At 39.7% G+C, this 19,858-nt stretch carries 20 protein-coding genes; 13 read left to right on the forward strand and 7 right to left on the reverse strand.

Annotation, left to right across the window (positions count from 1 at the left end; translation table 11 throughout):
* Positions 1 to 46 precede the first annotated feature (46 nt).
* From xdhA to puuE, 8 genes are read left to right on the forward strand one after another with little or no spacing between them, the layout of a single operon-like run.
* Positions 47 to 1,546: a xanthine dehydrogenase small subunit gene (gene xdhA, locus H5161_RS05320; RefSeq protein WP_182768848.1), complete on the forward strand. Its 1,500-nt coding sequence runs from the start codon at positions 47 to 49 to the stop codon at positions 1,544 to 1,546.
* The gene (xdhB, locus tag H5161_RS05325) at positions 1,533 to 3,872 is read left to right on the forward strand and encodes a xanthine dehydrogenase molybdopterin binding subunit (protein ID WP_182768849.1); all 2,340 of its coding nucleotides are present in this window, start codon (positions 1,533 to 1,535) and stop codon (positions 3,870 to 3,872) included. The genes xdhA and xdhB overlap by 14 nt, the downstream gene beginning before the upstream one ends.
* Entirely contained in the window at positions 3,865 to 4,755 is an 891-nt protein-coding gene (xdhC, locus tag H5161_RS05330) for a xanthine dehydrogenase accessory protein XdhC (RefSeq protein WP_182711751.1), read from the forward strand. The genes xdhB and xdhC overlap by 8 nt, the downstream gene beginning before the upstream one ends.
* The gene (gene uraD, locus H5161_RS05335; RefSeq protein ID WP_024606698.1) at positions 4,752 to 5,252 is read left to right on the forward strand and encodes a 2-oxo-4-hydroxy-4-carboxy-5-ureidoimidazoline decarboxylase; all 501 of its coding nucleotides are present in this window, start codon (positions 4,752 to 4,754) and stop codon (positions 5,250 to 5,252) included. The genes xdhC and uraD overlap by 4 nt, the downstream gene beginning before the upstream one ends.
* A complete protein-coding gene (gene uraH / locus H5161_RS05340) occupies positions 5,249 to 5,587 on the forward strand; it encodes a hydroxyisourate hydrolase (RefSeq protein ID WP_024595278.1) in 339 nt (112 codons plus the stop codon). The genes uraD and uraH overlap by 4 nt, the downstream gene beginning before the upstream one ends.
* A gap of 2 nt (positions 5,588 to 5,589) precedes the next feature.
* On the forward strand, positions 5,590 to 6,954 hold the full coding sequence (gene guaD / locus H5161_RS05345; RefSeq protein ID WP_182768850.1) for a guanine deaminase: 1,365 nt from the start codon (positions 5,590 to 5,592) through the stop codon (positions 6,952 to 6,954).
* Positions 6,955 to 6,959: 5 nt separating this feature from the next.
* The gene (locus H5161_RS05350) at positions 6,960 to 8,171 is read left to right on the forward strand and encodes a urate hydroxylase PuuD (RefSeq protein WP_182768851.1); all 1,212 of its coding nucleotides are present in this window, start codon (positions 6,960 to 6,962) and stop codon (positions 8,169 to 8,171) included.
* A 1-nt stretch (position 8,172) separates the two neighbouring features.
* Positions 8,173 to 9,102 carry an allantoinase PuuE gene (gene puuE, locus H5161_RS05355; RefSeq protein ID WP_182768852.1) on the forward strand — a complete coding sequence of 310 codons (930 nt, stop codon included), beginning with the start codon at positions 8,173 to 8,175 and terminating at the stop codon, positions 9,100 to 9,102.
* 92 nt (positions 9,103 to 9,194) lie between these two features.
* On the opposite strand, the gene H5161_RS05360 is transcribed toward puuE, so the two are convergent.
* Positions 9,195 to 10,070 (reverse strand): LysR family transcriptional regulator, encoded by an 876-nt coding sequence (locus H5161_RS05360; protein ID WP_182768853.1) that lies wholly within the window; start codon positions 10,068 to 10,070, stop codon positions 9,195 to 9,197.
* Positions 10,071 to 10,194: 124 nt separating this feature from the next.
* Here H5161_RS05360 and H5161_RS05365 point away from each other — a divergent pair, with 124 nt between their 5' ends.
* Positions 10,195 to 10,581 carry an ectoine synthase gene (locus H5161_RS05365; protein WP_182747466.1) on the forward strand — a complete coding sequence of 129 codons (387 nt, stop codon included), beginning with the start codon at positions 10,195 to 10,197 and terminating at the stop codon, positions 10,579 to 10,581.
* Positions 10,582 to 10,609: 28 nt separating this feature from the next.
* Complete coding sequence (putP, locus tag H5161_RS05370; protein ID WP_182768854.1) at positions 10,610 to 12,046, forward strand: sodium/proline symporter PutP; 1,437 nt, start codon at positions 10,610 to 10,612, stop codon at positions 12,044 to 12,046.
* 76 nt (positions 12,047 to 12,122) lie between these two features.
* Here putP and H5161_RS05375 read toward each other — a convergent pair whose 3' ends face one another.
* The 6 genes from H5161_RS05375 to H5161_RS05400 all read right to left on the reverse strand — a co-directional run bounded on the left by H5161_RS05375 (position 12,123) and on the right by H5161_RS05400 (position 16,952).
* Positions 12,123 to 12,812 carry a LuxR C-terminal-related transcriptional regulator gene (locus H5161_RS05375; RefSeq protein WP_182768855.1) on the reverse strand — a complete coding sequence of 230 codons (690 nt, stop codon included), beginning with the start codon at positions 12,810 to 12,812 and terminating at the stop codon, positions 12,123 to 12,125.
* 249 nt (positions 12,813 to 13,061) lie between these two features.
* Positions 13,062 to 13,583: a hypothetical protein gene (locus H5161_RS05380; protein ID WP_182695341.1), complete on the reverse strand. Its 522-nt coding sequence runs from the start codon at positions 13,581 to 13,583 to the stop codon at positions 13,062 to 13,064.
* A gap of 56 nt (positions 13,584 to 13,639) precedes the next feature.
* Positions 13,640 to 15,178: an EAL domain-containing protein gene (locus H5161_RS05385; protein ID WP_182768856.1), complete on the reverse strand. Its 1,539-nt coding sequence runs from the start codon at positions 15,176 to 15,178 to the stop codon at positions 13,640 to 13,642.
* Positions 15,179 to 15,256: 78 nt separating this feature from the next.
* Positions 15,257 to 15,892 carry an SGNH/GDSL hydrolase family protein gene (locus H5161_RS05390; RefSeq protein ID WP_182768866.1) on the reverse strand — a complete coding sequence of 212 codons (636 nt, stop codon included), beginning with the start codon at positions 15,890 to 15,892 and terminating at the stop codon, positions 15,257 to 15,259.
* Between the two features lie 8 nt (positions 15,893 to 15,900).
* The gene (locus H5161_RS05395; protein ID WP_182768857.1) at positions 15,901 to 16,413 is read right to left on the reverse strand and encodes a DsrE family protein; all 513 of its coding nucleotides are present in this window, start codon (positions 16,411 to 16,413) and stop codon (positions 15,901 to 15,903) included.
* A gap of 65 nt (positions 16,414 to 16,478) precedes the next feature.
* Positions 16,479 to 16,952, reverse strand: a complete 474-nt coding sequence (locus H5161_RS05400; RefSeq protein WP_182711762.1) for a flavodoxin family protein — start codon at positions 16,950 to 16,952, stop codon at positions 16,479 to 16,481.
* 77 nt (positions 16,953 to 17,029) lie between these two features.
* On the opposite strand from H5161_RS05400, the gene soxR reads away from it, so the two are divergent.
* The 3 genes from soxR (at position 17,030) to H5161_RS05415 (ending at position 19,649) form a co-directional block, all read left to right on the forward strand.
* Positions 17,030 to 17,512: a redox-sensitive transcriptional activator SoxR gene (gene soxR, locus H5161_RS05405; protein ID WP_182768858.1), complete on the forward strand. Its 483-nt coding sequence runs from the start codon at positions 17,030 to 17,032 to the stop codon at positions 17,510 to 17,512.
* Positions 17,513 to 17,932: 420 nt separating this feature from the next.
* The gene (locus H5161_RS05410) at positions 17,933 to 18,574 is read left to right on the forward strand and encodes a hypothetical protein (RefSeq protein ID WP_182753835.1); all 642 of its coding nucleotides are present in this window, start codon (positions 17,933 to 17,935) and stop codon (positions 18,572 to 18,574) included.
* Positions 18,564 to 19,649, forward strand: coding sequence for a rhomboid family intramembrane serine protease (locus tag H5161_RS05415; protein ID WP_039486587.1), 1,086 nt, complete (start codon positions 18,564 to 18,566; stop codon positions 19,647 to 19,649). Before H5161_RS05410 ends, H5161_RS05415 begins: the two co-directional genes overlap by 11 nt.
* Positions 19,650 to 19,858 lie beyond the last annotated feature (209 nt).

Raw genomic sequence — 19,858 nt, forward strand, 5'->3', positions numbered from 1 at the left:
CCAAGCCTTTATGTATCAGGGCTTTATAAAAATTAAGGGGGTCTGTGTGATTCAATTTTTATTAAATAACACGCCAATTGAAGTACAAGAATGTTCGCCAAGTCTCACCATTTTGGACTGGCTACGCACCAAAAAAGGGAAAGTGGGCACCAAAGAAGGGTGTGCAACTGGCGACTGTGGTGCGTGCACAATATTAGTGGGTGAAGAGCGTATAAATGCAAACGGGCAAACTAGTTGGCAATACAAAACAATGAACAGCTGTTTATTGTTATTAGGTAATGCGCATGCAAAACATATAGTAACGGTAGAGGCTGTGACTACTGGCTTATATCCAAACTTAACCGATTTACATCCCGTACAACGTGCACTGGTAGAGTGCCATGGTTCGCAATGTGGTTTTTGCACGCCCGGTATAATAATGAGTTTGTTGGCTCTTTATATTAATGAGCCAACGTACCCTGGTAAAAAAGCGGTTATTCATGCACTTGGCGGTAACTTATGCCGTTGTACAGGTTATAGCCCTATATTACTTGCAGCCGAAAAAGCCTATAGCTATGAGCGTAAAGCTGAACCGTACTCAGCAATGGCCGCTCAATTTAAAGCATCACTTAATACGCAATATGATGACGATATTCCATTTTTAAAAAATGGTCCTCGTAAATTTTACTTACCACAAACTGCCCAGCAACTTGTTGAGCTAAAAGCGCTTTATCCTTATGCACATTTAGTTGCTGGTGGCACCGACTTTGCCATTGAGCTTAGCCAAAACATGCTCTTACCAGATGTAATTATCTCCCTTAGCCAAGTAAAGGAGTTTTGCACCTTGGCAGATAATAACGGTGAGTTACACATTGGTGCAGCACTACCTTATAGCCAATTTGTTGAAGTATTTTATAACCATTACCCAGAGTCAAAAGAGCTATTTGAACGCTTAGGATCAAGCCAAGTACGTAACAGCGGCACGCTTGGTGGCAGCATAGGGAATGCCTCTCCTATTGGCGATCCCGCTCCCCTTTTAATCGCTCTTAATGCATCAATGGATTTATTAAGCAGCGCTGGTACGCGCACTATTAAAGTTGCCGACTACTTCATTGATTACAAAAAAACGGTTCTTAAAAGCGATGAAGTAATTAGTAAGTTCACCATTCCAAAGCGCCCAGAGTCGCTAAAACTGGCATGTCATAAAATATCAAAACGCTTTGAAGACGATATATCTACCGTTTGTTTGGTGCTTGCTATAGAGCATTCACAAAACATGATTACTCAAGCCCGCTGCGCTATGGGCGGTATGGCTGCTATTCCTAAGCGCGCGCAGCATATTGAGCAAAAGCTGATATCTCAATCATTACAAGTAAGTAGTTTTATAGACGCAGCAACGGCTATTAACGATGACTTTACGCCCATAAGCGATGTAAGAAGCAGTGCGCATTACCGCACCACGGTAAGCAAAAACTTATTACAACGCATTGGTATTGAGTTTTGTGAGCCACAAGCACGCAACAATAACAACATTGCCATTACGAGGATCTCACATGCGTCACTTTGAAATGGATAAACTAAAAGCGCAAGGTGGTAGCGTTGGAGAATCTAAATATCACGAAAGCGCTATTAAACAAGTTTGTGGCAGTGCAAATTTTGCCGACGATAACCCTGAGCCTTACGGTTGCCTGCATGCCTACCCAGTGCTCGCCCCTGTTACAAGCGGCTTTATTAAATCAATAGATACCAGTCTCGCACTGGCAGTTGAAGGCGTTAAACGTATTTTATCGGCCGAAGATGTTCCGGGTAAATTAGATATTGGCCCGGTATTTCCTGGTGATGTACTGCTGACCAGCCATGAAATTCAATACCACGGGCAACCTGTATTAATTGTCGTTGCCGACACCTATGAAATAGCGCGCCGCGCGGCACGTTTAGTGGTTATAGAGTGCGAGCAAACTACTCCAATACTTGATATTAAAAAAGCCATTAGCAAAGAGCATTGGGTAAGGCCGCCCCATTCACTTAACCGTGGTAACAGCGAAAACGCCATTAATAACGCAACCCACCAGCTTAAAGGCGAAATAAACATAGGCGGGCAAGAACACTTTTATTTAGAAGGCCAAATAGCGCTGGCGCAACCTGATAACGACGGGGGCATTCATGTTCAGTGTTCTACGCAACACCCTACTGAGGTGCAGCACTTAGTTGCTAAAATTTTAAAAAAGCCATTTAGCTTTGTAAACGTAGAAACCCGCCGTATGGGCGGTGCTTTTGGCGGCAAAGAAACCCAAGGCGCACCATGGGCATGCCTTGCAGCTCTTGCGGTTTACCACCTTGGCTGCGCAGTAAAAATGCGCCTAGCCCGTAGCGACGATTTTAAATTAACCGGTAAGCGCCACCCGTTTTATAATCACTATCATGTTGGTTTTGACGAAAATGGTTTAATAGAAGGTGCCGACATTACCGTAAACGGATTTTGTGGCTACTCGCCTGATTTATCAGATGCAATTGTAGACCGCGCCATGTTTCATGTCGATAACGCCTACTACTACCCAGCCGCCACAATTAAGGGTAATCGCTGTAAAGTAAATACCGTAAGCCATACCGCATTTAGAGGATTTGGTGGCCCGCAAGGCATGATTATGGGCGAGCTAATAATGGACGATATAGCCGCCAAATTAGGTAAAGATCCGCTTGAGATCCGAAAACTTAATTTATACAAAAAAGGCCGCGATACCACGCCGTACCATCAAACCGTAGAGCAACATATTTTAATAGATATGATTGCTCAGCTTGAGGAGTCGGGTGACTACTGGGCACGTAAAGAGGCTATTAAAGCATTTAACGTATCGTCACCTATTATAAAAAAAGGCCTTGCGATGACGCCGGTTAAATACGGTATATCGTTTACGGTACAACACTTAAACCAAGCCGGTGCATTAGTGCATGTATATAGCGATGGTTCGATACATTTAAACCACGGCGGCACCGAAATGGGCCAAGGGCTGAATACCAAAATTGCGCAAATTGTAGCCCATGGCTTTGGGGTCGATTTTAACGCGGTAAGTATTAGTGCTACGCGTACCGACAAGGTGCCAAACACTTCACCAACAGCGGCCTCAAGTGGTACCGACTTAAACGGCATGGCGGCGCTAAATGCAGTAAACACAATAAAAGAGCGCTTAATTGATTTTATTACCGAGCACTTTGAAGTAGACAGCAACACTGTTGTATTTAAAGATAACCTCATTACTTTTAGTAAAGGGGAAATTAGCTTTAGCGAACTTGCGAATCTTGCTTACATGAATCGTATATCGCTTTCATCTACCGGTTATTACGCCACACCCAAAATTCATTACGACAGAGCCAAAGGTGAAGGCCGCCCATTTTTTTACTACGCTCACGGCGTAGCACTCAGCGAAGTAGATGTAGATACCCTAACTGGCGAAAACACGGTAACTCGCGTTGATATACTGCACGATGTAGGCAGTTCAATTAATCCAGCTCTTGATATAGGCCAAATTGAAGGCGCCTTTGTGCAAGGTATGGGCTGGCTAACAACCGAAGACTTACAATGGAATGATAAAGGCCAGCTTGCAAGCTTTGGCCCAGCCAACTACAAAATACCAGCCATTGGCGATACCCCTGCCGAATTTAACGTCAATCTTTATAACTCAGCAAATCCAGAAACCACCGTGTTTAAATCAAAAGCCGTAGGCGAGCCGCCATTTATGCTGGCCTTTAGTGTATGGAGCGCCATTCGTAATGCAATAAGCAGTGTGGCTGATTACAAATACACCGCCCCACTGGATACACCCGCAACCCCAGAGCGAGTATTGAGTGCAATTGAGCAAACCGCTAGCTGGTTTAAGGAGCATCAACATGACTAATTTAAATGAGTCGTTTCAGGGTTTTCATACGCAAAATTGGGCGCAGGCTATAAACGAGCACGAACAAAGCGGCACTAACTATGTAATTGCCACGGTACTTGGCACCAATGGCTCAACCCCACGCGGCACAGGCTCTAAAATGGTAATAAGCGGCGAGCATATTTACGACACCCTTGGCGGTGGCCATCTTGAGTACGTAGTAATAGAAAAAGCCCGCGAACTACTTTCCAAAGGCGAAGCCGCCCAAGTAATTGAGCAATTTAACCTAGGTGCAAATTTAGGCCAGTGCTGCGGCGGGGCTGCCACCGTTATGCTTGAATGCATGCAATGCGAGCGCTTTACCTTAGACATTTATGGCGCAGGCCACGTAGCACAGGCGCTTATTGGTATATTGGCACAACTACCTATGCGCATACGCTGGATAGATAGCCGCGCCGATGTATTCCCACAGGCTATTCCAAATAACGTAGTAAAAGTGGTTGATGAAGAACCAACAGAGCAAGTAAAACGTGCGCCTAAAGCTAACAACTACTTAATATTGACCCATAACCACCAGCTCGACTTTGCACTCACCCAAGCCATTATTAAACGCGCCGATGCCAATTGGCTTGGTGTAATTGGCTCTGACACTAAAGCCAAACGCTTTAAGCAGCGCCTAGCACATCGCGATTTTACAGCCGATCAAATACAGCAAATGACCTGCCCTGTTGGGCTTAATAACATTTCGGGCAAATTACCAATGGAAGTGGCTATTTCGATTAGTGGACAGCTAATTGGCCTTTATCAGGCTATGCAAACCCAAGAGCCAAAACGCCAAGGCTTGCAATGGCGCACACTAAAAAATGCCTTAATTAGCACCACGCAAGAGGAAGTAAACGCATGAGTAGTTTACAAATAAATACGCTAAATGATGCACAAGTAAAACAAGCACTTGAGCATTGCTGCGCGGCCCCTAACTGGGTGGCGGGCATGGTAAAAGCAATGCCATTTAAAAGTGCTCAGCAGCTGTTTGAATGCGCACAAAGCACATGGGATAACCTTGGCGAAAGCGACTATTTAGCTGCCTTTGAAGGCCACCCGCAAATAGGCGACTTATCAACCCTTAGCAAAAAATACGCTGCTACCGCACAAAAAGCGGGGCATGAGCAATCGGGTATGAGCAAAGCAAACGAAGCCGTACTTACCAAAATGATTGCCCTCAATAAAGAGTACCTGAACAAGTTTGGCTTTATTTTTATTGTGTGCGCCACCGGTAAAACGGCCGAACAAATGCTCGAACTCATAGAGCAGCGCATACACAACACCCGCAGTACAGAGCTAAATATAGCCGCGGGCGAACAAGCCAAAATAACAAAAATAAGATTGGAGTCACTGCTATGAGCAAAAGCCCTATAACTACCCATATACTTGATACAAGCACCGGAAAACCAGCAGCAAATGTTGCTGTTAAGCTATTTAAACTTACAAATAACGAATGGGTACAACTAACCCAAGGCAAAACCGATTCCGATGGGCGAATTACCGATTGGCTAAATACAGAAGTAGAATTTGCAACCTATAAGCTAGTATTTGATTTAGATAGTTATTACCAAAACCAACCTACCCCTGCGTTTTACCCAGAGGCGCAAATAACGTTTAGATTACAAGATACTAAACATCATCATATCCCATTGTTGCTTAGCCCGTTTGGCTACTCTACATACAGAGGTAGCTAATAATGAGCACGCAAAACAATAATAACTTAACAGTAGTTTGTGCCGATATACTCGACTTTGTTGACGACCCTGCCATTGCTGGCGAAAACGCCCATCGTTTTTTTGAAAAAGGCGCATTAGTTATCAAGCACGGCAAAGTAGTTAAGCTTGGCTATGAGCAAGACATACTGCCTACAATTGATAAATCAGCGCGTGTTATCCGCCACGATGGTAAGCTCGTTATGCCTGGTATGATTGACACACACATACATTTGCCGCAAACCGAAATGGTAGGCGCGTATGGCGAGCAGCTTTTAAGTTGGCTCACCGAATACGCCTTCCCAACCGAAAAAAAGTTTACCTGTGAGCATTATTCAAAAGAGATATCTAACCGCTTTTTAGACGAGCTGCTGCGCAATGGCACAACCACTGCCCTTGTATTTGGCACTGTGCATCCGCAATCGGTTGATGCGTTTTTTAAAGAATCACAAAAACGCAATTTACGCATGATTGCCGGTAAAGTAATGATGGACCGTAACTGCCCTGACGACTTATCTGATTGCGCGCAAACAAGTTATGACGAATCTAAAGCCCTCATCGAAAAATGGCACAATATTGATAGGTTAAGCTACGCAGTTACACCGCGTTTTGCTCCTACATCAACCCCTGAGCAACTTCAAAAATGTACTCAGTTGCTTGAAGAATACCCAGACACCTACCTGCATACACACTTATCTGAAAACAAAGACGAGTGCGAATGGGTAAAAGGGCTATTTCCAGAATCCGAAGATTACTTAGGCGTGTACGAGCAAGCAAAAATGGTACGTAAACGCTCAGTATTTGCCCATAGTATTCATTTATCCGAGCGCGAGCTTTGCTGCCTTGCAGATAACAATGCGGCAATATCGCACTGCCCTACCTCAAACCTATTTTTAGGATCAGGACTTTTAAATTTAAAAGCCTGTGAAGAGCACGGCATAAACGTAGGCATGGGTACCGATGTAGGCGCAGGAACAAGCTTTTCTATGCTACAAACAGGTAACGAAGCGTACAAAATTCAGCAATTACAAGGTCAAAAGTTTTCAGCATTTAAAGGGTTGTATTTAGCAACTCTCGGCGGTGCTAGAGCGCTCGATTTAGAAGGGACAATTGGTAATTTTGAAGCCGGTTGTGAAGCCGATTTTATTGTAATGGATTGTTCAGCAACCCCATTTTTAAAATTTAGAATACAGCATGCCAAAACCCTGCATGAAAAATTATTTGCAATGATGATGTTAGGCGACGACCGCTGCGTTGAGCAAACCTACATTATGGGTAAAAGTGTGTATAAGCGCGATGATAACAATCAATTTTCAGACACCCGCTCACCGGTATTAGAAGAGGCTTAACCGTTATGGAAAACTATTTATTTGAGCTTGCTCATTTAGTACTGCGTTATTTTCATGTTATTGCTGGTATAGCATGGATTGGCGCTTCATTTTATTTTGCATGGCTTGATAACAACCTACAAACACCACCGCAGTGGAAAATAGATAAAGGCATAAAAGGCGATTTATGGGCCGTGCATGGTGGTGGCTTTTACGAAGTGGCTAAGTATCAAAATGGCCCTGAACAAATGCCGCATACTTTGCACTGGTTTAAGTGGGAAGCCTACACAACGTGGATCACCGGTATATTACTATTTAGCTTACTTTATTATGTTGGCGCCGATGTGTATTTAATTGATAACAGTAAAAGTGAGCTAAGTAAATTTGCAGCTATTGGCGCATCCCTTGGTTTTATTGGCTTAGGTTATGGTGTTTATCGTTTATTGTGTAAAACCTCACTGGTCGAAAACGGCAAAGTGTTTATTGCTGTAGTTATTGGTTTATTAGCTCTGTGGACTTTTGGGGTTGATCAATTATTTAGCGACCGCGCTGTGTATATTCATGTAGGTGCACTTATTGGTACTTGTATGGTTGGCAATGTGTATCACATTATTATGCCAGGGCAACGCTATATGGTAAGTGAAGTAGAAGCCGGTAGAATCCCTGATTCAGCGCCAGGTTTAAAGGCAAAGCTGTGTTCTATTCATAATAACTACGCCACGTTACCCGTGGTATTTATAATGCTGAGCAACCACTTTCCTTATACCTACAGCCACAACCTTGGCTGGCTTATTTTAATTGCGCTGTTTGGTATTGGTATGTGGATACGCCATTATTTTAACTTAAAACATCAAGGTATTAATAAACCCTCAGTACTTGTAAGCGGTATTGCAGCTTTTTTTGCTCTTATGCTCGCCATAGCCCCTTGGCCCAGTACACCAACAAATGCAGGCGAAAGCGCGCCTTTACAAACAAGTATTACCGACGCACAAGCGTGGGATATAATTAGCAAGCACTGTACACAGTGTCACAGCGAAACACCCACCTCTGAGCTTTTTCAAACCGCGCCGCTAGGCTTTAAACTCGACTCTATTAGTGATGTAAAAAAATCCAGCACGCTTATTCATACCCGCGCGGTTATAACCAAAGATATGCCACTGGCCAATATGACCCAAATGACTGATGTAGAGCGCGAAACGCTCGGGTCTTGGCTCACAGCACTTAAAAAGGAGCAATAAAATGAGCGAGCAATTTAAAAACTACCCGCGCGATTTAATTGGTTATGGTCCAGATGTACCCCATGCAAATTGGCCCAATAAAGCACGTATTGCCGTGCAAGTAGTATTAAATTACGAAGAAGGCGGCGAAAACTGCGTGCTACATGGTGATGCAGCGGCCGAAACGTTTTTATCAGAAATAGTCAGTGCCCCGCATGTTGAAGACCGCCATATAAGCATGGAGTCTATTTACGAATATGGCTCACGCGCTGGCGTGTGGAGGCTACTGCGTTTATTTAAAAAATACGATATACCGGTCACCATTTTTGCAGTGGCGATGGCCCTTGAGCGCCACCCCGATGTAGCTAAAGCCTTTGTTAAAGCGGGCCACGAGATTGCAAGCCATGGCCTGCGCTGGATTAATTATCAAAATATAGATAAGCAAACCGAACGCGAGCATATGCAACAAGCCATTGAGATCATTCAAACGCTTACCGGTAAAAAGCCCAAAGGCTGGTACACAGGGCGCACAAGCCCTAACACAGCAGCCCTTGTGGTAGAAAATGGCTCGTTTTTATATGATGCCGACGATTACAGCGACGACCTACCTTTTTACAGTATTAAAGAAGGTAAACCACAGTTAATAGTGCCCTACACGCTTGATGTAAACGACATGCGCTTTGCTGCCGTGCAGGGTTTTAACGCAGGCGATCAGTTTTATAATTACTTAAAAGATGCATTCGATACACTATACGAGGAAGGCGACCCAGAAGGTGAAAACACCCCTAAAATGATGTCGATAGGTTTGCATTGTCGCCTAATTGGCAGACCAGGAAGAATAAAAGCATTAGCACGGTTTTTAGAATATGCTCGCTCGCATGATCAGGTTTGGTTTGCCACACGTGAGCAAATAGCCGAGCACTGGCTTAAAACCCATCCGTATAAAAAGTAGTTAGGCAGAATTTAGCTTAGTATTCGCAAAGTAGTTTTAACAAATAAGGGCTGTGCTGCTAAACTTAGCGTACAGCCTGCTTAAAATAACCATTAATTATTTTTATACGCATATTCATTAGTTAAGGCGAGCTTGATTAGAAATTCTTTTACCTTATCTATCCTTGGGTTGTCAGGGTTTACCGCCTTAATAAAGTATTTTCTCTCTAAGTTGCCACATTTATCAGATAACTGAATTAACTTATTCGACTTTAGGTCATTTTTTATCAAGCTCTTAGGACAAAGAGCTATTCCACTATTATTAATTGCTGCTGTTCGCATTAAATTAAAATCACCAAAAATAGAACCTTTATCTGAATATGCTAAATCGTGAGACTGTTCTGTATAAATATTAAACCACTTTCTCCATGCTTGTGAATCACTGTCGTGAAGGTATTCATATTTATTTGCTTTTTTAATACTAAATTCACCAATTATCTTTTTATATCCCTCACCACAAACGGGGATTGTTTTACCATAAAATAATAGCTCTTCACCTTCTTCAAGCCCTCTATCACAAAAATCTAATAATAAATCAACAAAGGTTTCTTCATAGCCAACATAATTGATATTGAAATTAATAGCTGGAAAAGCACTTTTTAAATCACTTAAGTGAGGTAATAGGAAGTCCGATGCTAAAGACGGTATTGTTTTAATTGTTATCGTATTATTTTGCCTTACAGTAGAAATTGAATTTCGAATATTCACCATTGACTTATCAAGTGAAGAAGCTAACCACAGTCCTTTTTCGGTTAAAACAAGTGTGTTATTTTTTCTTTTAACTAAGGCAACTTCCAACCAATCTTCTAATTTTTTCACCTGCGCAATAACTGCCGAATGAGTTATACATAACTCCTTTGCAGCCCTTGTATAACTGAGATTTCTAGCCACAGAGTCAAAATAGTAAATAGCAGTAAGTGGTAGTCTCATTTTAGAACCTCAATTTTAAATGTTAGTTTTTCTAACAATGGAAGGATTTTTTCTGACTTGTTAGTAACTTAACAGATGTTTAACCTGAAGGAAATTAAATAGTCACATTAACGGAGTAAGAAAAATGTTTATTAGAGAACTCAAAGATATTGAAAATACTGATTTTTTTGTTCATTGGGGAAATGGAACTAGCCATCGTCTTCTAACTGAAAAAGATGGTATGGGCTTCACAGTTTGCCACACAAAAGTTAATAAAGGATCTGAGTCTGTACTTGAATATAAAAATCATCTAGAAGCATGTTATTGCATTGCTGGACAAGGAGAAATTGAAGACATGAAAGGTAATATTCATAAAATTACTGAAGGTGCAATCTATGTTTTAGATCAACACGACAAACACTTTTTAAGAGCTGATCAAGAGGAGGATCTTATTTTGGTTTCAATATTTAATCCGCCACTTACAGGCACCGAGAAGCATTCACTATCTGCAGATGGATCATCAAGCTACTAGCTAAATAGCACAGAAGGGGCGGACACCTATGAATTACACTTACAGCGCTTTTGCAATATATCTGCTCGCAATGTTAGGTATAGGCTATTACTTTTACCGTAAAACCAATACCTCCTCAGATTATATTTTAGGATCTCGAAACTTACCGCCCAGTGTTGCAGCTTTAAGCTCTGGAGCTTCAGATTTAAGCGGTTGGGCTTTAATGGGGCTTCCTGGAGCATTATTTGCCAGTGGCCTTTCCGCTGTCTGGATCGTTGTATTTACACTCATGGGTGTCTACCTCAACTGGAAACTCGTAGCGCCTAAGCTACGAGTTGCAACTGAGCAATTAGATAATTCACAAACAATTCCTAAATACCTTAAAAACCGGTTTAAAGCGGACACAAAAACCTTACAGTTAACAGCTTCATTGGTAATGCTATTATTTTTTACATTGTATGTAGCTGCAGGGCTAAGTGGTGGAGCTGTGTTGTTTGAAAAAGTCTTTAATATAAATTATCACTTAGCTTTATTAATTGGTGGGTTTGTTATCGTTTCATATACCTTTATGGGAGGTTACTTAGCAGTATGTTGGACTGATTTTTTTCAAGGGATAATGATGTCACTATCTTTACTCATTACTGCCCTTTGTTTATTTTTTATATTTAACACACCACAAATGAGCCACGAATTATCGCAAGTATTAAGTAAACTAACACTTAAAAAGCTAGAGCCAAGTGACGGCTGGCTATTTGGACTAATTTCTTTGAGCGGTTGGTGTATTGGTTATGTAGGCCAGCCCCATGTCCTTGTTAGATTTATGAGTGTGAGGACTTTAAAAGATGTAGCAGTTTCACGAAAGATAGCCATGATATGGTCAGTAGTTACAATGATTTCAGCAGTAGTAGTGGGGGTATTAGGCACAGCCTATTTTGGAAAAGGGCTCAGCAACCCCGAAACTGTATTCATTGCACTAGCCCAAGCCTTTTATCACCCATTTGTTGCTGGAATTATCATTGCGGGTATTTTAGCGGCCATAATGAGTACTATCGATTCGCAGTTACTGATCTGCTCTACAACAATTTCTGAAGATTTATATAAAACATATTTTCGCAAAAATGCTAAAGATAAAGAGGTTATTTTAGTTGCACGCATTGGTCTTTTAATCGTTGCTTTGATAGGTCTCGCCTTGGCTTTTAATAAAGCTGATAGAACCTTATTGAGTATGGTCGCTTTTGCTTGGGGTGGATTTGGCGCTGCGTTCGGTCCTGTTATTATATTTAGCTTATTCTGGCAGTCTATGACATGCCAAGCAGCGATATGGGGCATGGTCATAGGTGCTTTAATATCACTAACTTGGGAGGTATTAGAGGGAGGTATATTCGATATGTTTGGAGTTGTTCCTGGTTTTATCGGAGCTAGTATGATTATCGTTCTTATAACTTTACTTTCTAAGTACCGTGTTAAACACCAACAATATAATTAAGTTTTTACTTTGTAAAAAAAGCCCAGCAATGCTGGGCTTAAGGTCACTTTAGGAGTAGTGAAATTTATTCAAAAAACTATTTCCCCATTGGCAGCAAAACAGATATATAGCGCTGCGCCCAATTAGCAAGCTCCACCCTGTTGCGTGAGTTAGTTTTTTTAAACGCACTGTACAAATGTGTTTTTACAGTGTGGTCGCTAATATTGAGCTTATCAGCAATTGTATTGTTACTCGCACCTTGTGCAATTAAATGAATAACGGTCTTTTCTCGCTTTGTTAAATGATCGTAATCGTCCTGCTTTAATTCAATGTCGTCATGTAGGTTATTAAATGACGATGCCACGGCTAAAATGTCGTTAAAAGCTTTTGAAATTACTTTACGCGTAAACCAAAGCTCGCCAGTATCAACACGAACTAACCCTTTAAAAATATCTTCTGGCGCATCAGATTTATAAAAAACACCATTAAAATGGTTAAGCAATAAGTTTTGCTCGCACACATCTTCTTTATCAACATTAAAGATAACAACACTATGGTGTTTAGCTAAACAAATAAGGTCTGCGGGAATGAGATCTTGCCATTTGCTTTTAGCACCATCTATTAAAAATAAATCATAATTTGCACGCTGCTCAGCTTTAGGAATAACATCGTCCATTTTAATATCACCAAACAAGGCCTGTAGTGTTCTAAAAATAGCAGTGTAGTTGTGTGAATGAAAAGATGATTGAAATGTAGTTTTTACGAATACTGAGTTTTTATGGGGCATAAATTTCGTCCTTGAAACATTTACACTACATTACATAAATCAAATACAACTTACAATGAGATTTTGGTATTAAAATAAAGCTACCGCTTCTCCCCCTAAAACAGATAAAAACCTTTTAAATCAATATATAACCTACATTGCCTTTGTTTTTACAATTACTTTTTTAAGATAAATAACAGATCGGATTAGTAGTTTAGTAATTCTTAAAACCTTAAATATACATTATCGTAAACTAAGCTTTAGGGGTAATTATTCTATCGTCTCTTTTAATTTATTCAGCGCATCAACCGAAAAACCTCGATCATAAAAATATAAAATTTCGCCGCTGCTATTTATAAGTACCACACGAGAGTTATTTGGGCTTTGATTACCTGTAAACTTTTGAACTGTCTCGCCATCTTTATAAATAGTGATTACCCCACCCCATAATTCTTTAGGGATGCCTTTGCGCATACCGCTGTCTATAAATGTGCTAAACATACGTGGTGCCATGCCGGCAATGGTTGGTAGTTCGTATGTAGGGAGCGTTACGCCCGCCATATCTAAACCAATTAACCAACGGTCTATATCAAACTGGCTGTCTTGCTTGTACCCAATGAGCAGTAGTGTTTTATCTGCTTTAAAATCACTTGGTATAGTCACCATAGTTTGCTCTAAGCTTTCGCCACTAATGCTTGGGAACTGCTTACCTGTTAATTGCTGGTTTGGGTACTGTGTTGTACATGCGCTAAGTAGTAAAAGTGCAAAAGCACTTAATGTTAATTTGATCATAATAAACCTAATATTTATAAATTTCATACCGATACGTTTAGTATGGCAGCTGAGATCTAAAAATGCTGATTAGTTATATAATTTTTAAATTTAGACGCAGTCATGGGTTTACCATACTTCCAGCCTTGTCCGTAATGCACACCCGCTGTTTTTAAAATGGCTTCTTGCTCAGTGGTTTCAATTCCTTCTGCTACACAGGTATAATTAAACTTATGCACAAGTTCCATAATATTCGGGATCATAGAGGCTTTTAAGCCCTCAGTTGTTATATCTTGAACAAACGTACGATCAATTTTAAGTTGATGAAAGCTCAAATTTTGTAAATTTCTTAAATTCGAATAACCCGTACCAAAGTCATCTAATGATAAGTTAAATCCCGATTCAACCAAGGTTCTAAAATGAGCATGCGCGATGCTTGTATCAAGGTATTCGTCTTCCGTTATCTCTAAACAAATAATAAAGCGTGAATTGGTAAGCTCTGTAATTTGTGGCAGCAACGACACGTTACCCAGCTCTACATCACACGGAAATATATTAAGCGACACTTTGAAGCCTTCAGGCAATACCTCTATAGAGGTTAGCTCTTTGATTGTAGCGGCAATCATGGCCTCAGTAAAAGTCCAGGTTAAATTGTTTTTTCTAATAACCGGAATAAACTCATCTGGAAATAAAACACCGTACTTATCTTCAAAACGTGCAAGTACCTCGCAACCAATCAGCTTGCCACTTTGCAAACAAATAATAGGCTGGTAAGTCCAATAAAATGATCCCTTTTTGAGTCCTTTACGAATACGCTGATTAATAGAGCGACGTGCAGCAATTCTTGCATCAACTATTAACGCACTCGATATTCCCGCTAAACAGGTTAAAATTAACGAAATTATTAGTAATAAGTGGTTATTAGAAAAAAACAGACTCCAAGGTAAGTGCACTACCACACAATATTGGCTACTTGCAGAACTGCAAACTAAATTAGTTTCGTAAGGAAAGAAAACATTGTTTTTTACTTGAAGGTAGAGATCCTCTTTACCTGCTAAATGATGCAAAGTATTTGGTGTTTTATAAACAACTTCCCAATCTGGCACAGTAATGCCAATGTTGGTAAAGGGAGTACTCTGCATAATTAAATTATAGTCCCCTTGTCTGACTATAATTACCTCCATAGGGCGCTCACTAAATAATAATAGATAAAGCTCTGGCTCAAAACGAACCCTCACCTGTTCATCATCTCGAATAAAGTCAGGCTGTTTGTCGTTAATTGGTTTACTTAATAAGCCTGCACCCGTAGTACAAACTAGCTGATTATCTTTAAAAAAACCTATATCAATTACATATTTTGCGTCAAATAAAGCTCGGCGCATCTCAAGAAGAGTTGTGTTGTCACACTGTTTAAACGCAAGCTTATTTAATGGGGTAAGTATTCGACGCCGCTCTGCAATTGCACCTTCTACATGAGTGAGAATATACTCAGCATCTGACTTTGTTTGTGCTGTTAATTGCTGCGCTGCAAAATTGAGTAAAATTATACAGCCAGTTATAAAAACTAACACTCCGGTTAGAACGGCTATAATAGATTTTTGTTGGTACTTTTTCATAGCATCTCGAAGTTGTTAATTTATATCACTACTTTATTAGATGATTGCATAAGTCGCATTAAATTCACACAGATAGATTTAACAATTATTGAGTGAATTTTGAACCAATTGCGCTATTTTAAAGCCTATTGCCAAATGTTGGATATCATCAAAATGAATCCCATCACCATCTGTTATGTTAATGAACGAGTTAAAATCAATAAAAGCGCACTTATTATTAGCTGCAACGCTTTTAAATGCACTAGAGAGCTTTGTTACTTTTGTATCAGCCTCTTCATAAATACGTGAATATTGCTCGGTAATTCTTATTTTAGGTGGGCTAGCAATAATAATCTTAGGAGATTTTAAAGTACTACCTTGCTGATAATAAATGTGTATTGAGTTAATTAAATCATTCAAGCCATCTGCTATTAAAGTAGGTGTTAAATTAAAACGTTTTTTAAGATCGTTTGTACCAAGAGCTATAATAATAAAGTCGAGATCATGCTTATCCAAATAAGGCTTTAAATAGCTAACACCATTAAGCACACCGTCAAACGGGGGATTATGCACTAACGTGCGATTAGGTTGCCCTGCCTCTATTACGTTAAAGCCCCACCCTAAGTTTTTATTTAAAAGTGATGTCCAACGGGTATTTTCATCAAAACGTTTACCCGTTACAGGGTTTAAGCCCCATGTATTTGAATCCCCAAAGCAGAGAATATTTTTTATTATTTGAGTCATTAAAATGGATTGAGCGTATAGCCTTGTTGTTGAAGTTGTGCGTGAGCGGTCATGGCCGAAAGCGACATTTTTACACCCTCAATTAAAAGCGCTGGCGTTACTTTAAAGTGAGTAGCAGATTGCCCGCAAACATACACTTTAGTGTTGTTTGCTAGTAGCTGCTCAATTAACGCTCGGTTTTTATTGTCAACGTTAAAACGTTTTTTATATTCGCTATTAGCTAACACGTCAACACTTGCGCTACCGTGCACAACTAATGCAAGTTGTATGTTTTCAGGCTTTACGCCATGCGCCACATGCATGTTAATAAAACGCGCTAGCGAATTTATTGAATTATTTTGCGCGCCTTTTTCAGCGCCATCAGCAACATCAAATGCTATTTTAAATACCGTAGCGTCATTAATTTCATCATGCTCGGGTACATTGTAATAATTACCATATCCCTTAATTGGTTGCTCTGTTGCATATATTAAAGGGCTAAAAAGCAGCACTAACAATAGTAAATATTTCATAAAACAATCCTGTGTTTTTTAAGATTATTACTAAACTACCAGAGACAACCAAAAAAGGCTGCAATTTAAGCAACCTTTTGGGTACTTTTATGGCTGTGGTTAATAAACTGCATACCTAAATAACTAAACGTATTTTTAAACTGCTCTACAAAACAGGCGGGGGCTTCACTTGATGACGCATTTGAAAGTACTGAAAAATGCTTACTGCGTAAACTACGAAGCTTAGGTTTTAATGCTTCATCGTCCATATAATCGGTTATTCTATCGATAAATAATTTCATTTGTACCGTGGTGCTGTACCAATAAACAGGAGACGCGAACACCCAATGATCATATTTTAAAAGTGCTTCAAACACAGCGTAAAAATCATCATTTTTATAGCTTTTGTTATAGCAGTACGGCGCAATTTTATAATCATCTAAGCATATTACACGCACATTATTTTGCTCTGCAAATCCATTAACGTGCGCCTGTGTATTACCATTTTTGCGTGCGCTTGAATAAATAATAACAGTGCTACGCTCAAGTTTTTGTTGCATTTAGTTAGCTCCTTTTTTAGTGTTGCAAGAAGCTTAAAACCTCAAGTTATATTGAGGTCAATCGGAAATTAAAAATAATGCCAATAGATCAAAAAAAACTAACTGAGGCCAACCTAACCGTGGGTTATGTAGCAAAGCGTAGCGGCGTAAAAGTATCAACCCTGCATTTTTATGAAACCAAAGGACTAATACGTAGCTGGCGAAATAGCGGCAATCAACGCCGCTATAAAAAAGATGTACTGCGCCGTATAGCGGTAATAAAAGCCGCACAAGCAATGGGAATAATCCTTGATGAAATTAAACAAACACTGGCAACATTACCTGATCAGCGCACACCCACGCAAAAAGACTGGGCAGCCCTTTCAAAGCAATGGCAAGCACAGCTGGACGAGCGAATAGCATATATGCAGCGTTTGCGAGACAAGGTAGACAGCTGCATAGGATGTGGCTGTTTATCACTGAAAAGCTGCCCTATTTATAATAAAGACGACCATTTAGGCAAAACACAAAACGGTGCAGTATTTTTAAATTCAAAGGTTGAAAGTATTTTTCAAGAATGACCTTTGTTATATATTTAAAATAAAAACTAATTAGCCATAACTTAGTATTATCAATTTTATATATACCAATATACTTACCTCATGAGCAAAACATAGCTTTTCTAGCACAGAATTCTTATTTGCTTTAACTGTTAAATGAGGAAGAGCCATGGCTGCTTGTTTTATTTTTAATCACAAAGTAATCAATTGAAACCTTTAACGGTTTTGATATGGGGATTTTAGTAGTTGTGCACTTAAAGTATGATTACTAAAGATTCATTACCCACTCTCCTTAGGAAATGAGTAAAGTTTACGTCTGCATGTACATGCAGGTCGAAACGTAAAAAAGTATATTCAATACGGATAGTAGCATTGCTAACTGGTTAATTTTTAAGTATTCTTGTGCGCTTAAAAAGGAAGCAATATTCAAGGAACAAACTGTTGGAACCAACTAATCCCACCCCTGACAACAATACAAAACCACCTGTAGTTACTCAGAAACTCACTCAAGCCCTTAAAACGGTCGATCATAAAGAGCTCAAAAGTACTGGTTTTTGGTTAAATCAATTTTTTATGGTTATTTCTACCGTATTTGGTGTTTATTTGGCTGCTCAAAGCGGTTTAGAACAAGCGCTTAAGTTCGATTCATTTAGCAAAATGGAAGATAACTACTATTTGCGTATATCGCTCTATGACGAAGTTAATGATAACGCAAATACGGTAGCTAAGTATGCAGAACGCTTAGCGAAGAGCCCGCCAAAATCAGAAATGGAATTTTTTAAACCCACACTTGAGCAGTACATATGGAAAACCATGCAGTTTTCGCCTACTACGCTTGAAACACCAAGTGAATTTTTGACTAAAATACGTCGGTTTTATTCTCGAGCTGATTTTATCATTAATGCCGCAATAGAAAGAAAAATGTCAGCTAAGCAGGCTTCTATCGAATTAGCAAAAATAACAGACTCAATTAAAACTCAAACGCTACCCGCACTAAAAAATAGCGCTAAACAATTAAAAATGGAATTACAGCAGAATGACATTTCTGTTGGTTCGTTAAAGGAGCTAGAAAATGCCAACTAAGAGCTGCCCACATTGTAAAGACCATCCATTAGAAGTAACCAATTATCAAGGCGAAGAAATAGATATTTGCCGTGAATGTGGTGGCTTATGGTTCGAAAAAAATGAAGTAAATCGGATGATTTCCGAAATAAATGAAGGCCCTGAAGGTGATAAATTTGAAACTCACTTTGGTGAAGCATTAGGAATTTCTGAGCTTGACTGCCCTGATTGTAAAAAAAGCTTGGAACGTTTTCACTTACTTGAAGCTTTTCATACCGAAATAGATGTTTGTAGACACTGCGATGGCACATGGATTGATAAAGATGAGCTTGAAAGTGTTGAAAATAGCCCTGAAATAAAAGCGAGTTTAGGCGAGCTAAATCAAAAAGTAAGTTGGAAAACTTACTTGTTCCAATTTTTAACGCAAATGCCTGTTGAATATAATATTAAGCCACAAAAGACCCCCTGGGTAACTCGCGGTCTTATTGTCTTAAACACACTGATTTTTGCACTTTACTTTTTAAACCCGAGCTCATTTAGCTACGTCATTGATAACTTTGCCATGACACCTGCAGATTTAAGTAAAGGTAATGAGCTATGGACTGTATTAACTTGCGTATTTTTACATGGTTCCATAATGCATCTAGTTGGCAATATGTACTTTTTATATATCGTTGGCGATAACTTAGAAGATGTTTTAGGACACAAGCGCTTTTTGTTGTGGTACTTGGCCTGTGGTCTACTCGCATCATTTGCTAGCTACATTGTAAACCCTATGTCGAATATTCCAGGCGTGGGTGCCAGTGGTGCGATAGCCGGTTTATTTGGCATGTATCTGATGTGGTTTAGGCACGCAAGCCTCACTTTTATGTTTGTAATTTATCAGAAGAAACTTTCTGCGGTATGGTTTTTTGCTATTTGGTTAGGATTTAACATTTTTGGTGCAGTAACAGGCCCTGATGGCATTGATTATGGTGCACATATTGGTGGCTTTATAGCTGGACTAATTATTGGTTATATTTTGAAAAGTAAAATATTAGAGCAAAACCCTATAATTCGTTTACTAAACCAAAAAGAAGCACAGTTAAAACGTTAATCATCATATTAAAGCCACTAATAAGTGAACATTAGTGGCTTTATCAGACTTCTCACTAATTTCTATAACTTATACCAATCCGCAATAATACTTAATCATTTTGCGGGGCTAAACGTGTCGCTACCTGCGTTAAAAAATTCTCATTTAGAACAACTAAATAGCGAATTTTTTGCCTAGCTATCAACACGTTTCTCCGCCCTCGAAATAAA

Source organism: Pseudoalteromonas sp. SG43-5 (assembly GCF_014164345.1).
Classification (GTDB): Bacteria; Pseudomonadota; Gammaproteobacteria; order Enterobacterales; family Alteromonadaceae; genus Pseudoalteromonas; species Pseudoalteromonas distincta.

Bases quoted from the DNA above. Each gene is read 5' to 3' on its own strand.
- xdhB (WP_182768849.1), top strand. From the start codon at position 1,533: ATGCGTCACTTTGAAATGGATAAACTAAAAGCGCAAGGTGGTAGCGTT.
- xdhC (WP_182711751.1), top strand. From the start codon at position 3,865: ATGACTAATTTAAATGAGTCGTTTCAGGGTTTTCATACGCAAAATTGG.
- uraD (WP_024606698.1), top strand. From the start codon at position 4,752: ATGAGTAGTTTACAAATAAATACGCTAAATGATGCACAAGTAAAACAA.
- uraH (WP_024595278.1), top strand. From the start codon at position 5,249: ATGAGCAAAAGCCCTATAACTACCCATATACTTGATACAAGCACCGGA.
- guaD (WP_182768850.1), top strand. From the start codon at position 5,590: ATGAGCACGCAAAACAATAATAACTTAACAGTAGTTTGTGCCGATATA.
- H5161_RS05350 (WP_182768851.1), top strand. From the start codon at position 6,960: ATGGAAAACTATTTATTTGAGCTTGCTCATTTAGTACTGCGTTATTTT.
- puuE (WP_182768852.1), top strand. From the start codon at position 8,173: ATGAGCGAGCAATTTAAAAACTACCCGCGCGATTTAATTGGTTATGGT.
- H5161_RS05360 (WP_182768853.1), bottom strand. From the start codon at position 10,070: ATGAGACTACCACTTACTGCTATTTACTATTTTGACTCTGTGGCTAGA.
- H5161_RS05365 (WP_182747466.1), top strand. From the start codon at position 10,195: ATGTTTATTAGAGAACTCAAAGATATTGAAAATACTGATTTTTTTGTT.
- putP (WP_182768854.1), top strand. From the start codon at position 10,610: ATGAATTACACTTACAGCGCTTTTGCAATATATCTGCTCGCAATGTTA.
- H5161_RS05375 (WP_182768855.1), bottom strand. From the start codon at position 12,812: ATGCCCCATAAAAACTCAGTATTCGTAAAAACTACATTTCAATCATCT.
- H5161_RS05380 (WP_182695341.1), bottom strand. From the start codon at position 13,583: ATGATCAAATTAACATTAAGTGCTTTTGCACTTTTACTACTTAGCGCA.
- H5161_RS05385 (WP_182768856.1), bottom strand. From the start codon at position 15,178: ATGAAAAAGTACCAACAAAAATCTATTATAGCCGTTCTAACCGGAGTG.
- H5161_RS05395 (WP_182768857.1), bottom strand. From the start codon at position 16,413: ATGAAATATTTACTATTGTTAGTGCTGCTTTTTAGCCCTTTAATATAT.
- H5161_RS05400 (WP_182711762.1), bottom strand. From the start codon at position 16,952: ATGCAACAAAAACTTGAGCGTAGCACTGTTATTATTTATTCAAGCGCA.
- soxR (WP_182768858.1), top strand. From the start codon at position 17,030: ATGCCAATAGATCAAAAAAAACTAACTGAGGCCAACCTAACCGTGGGT.
- H5161_RS05415 (WP_039486587.1), top strand. From the start codon at position 18,564: ATGCCAACTAAGAGCTGCCCACATTGTAAAGACCATCCATTAGAAGTA.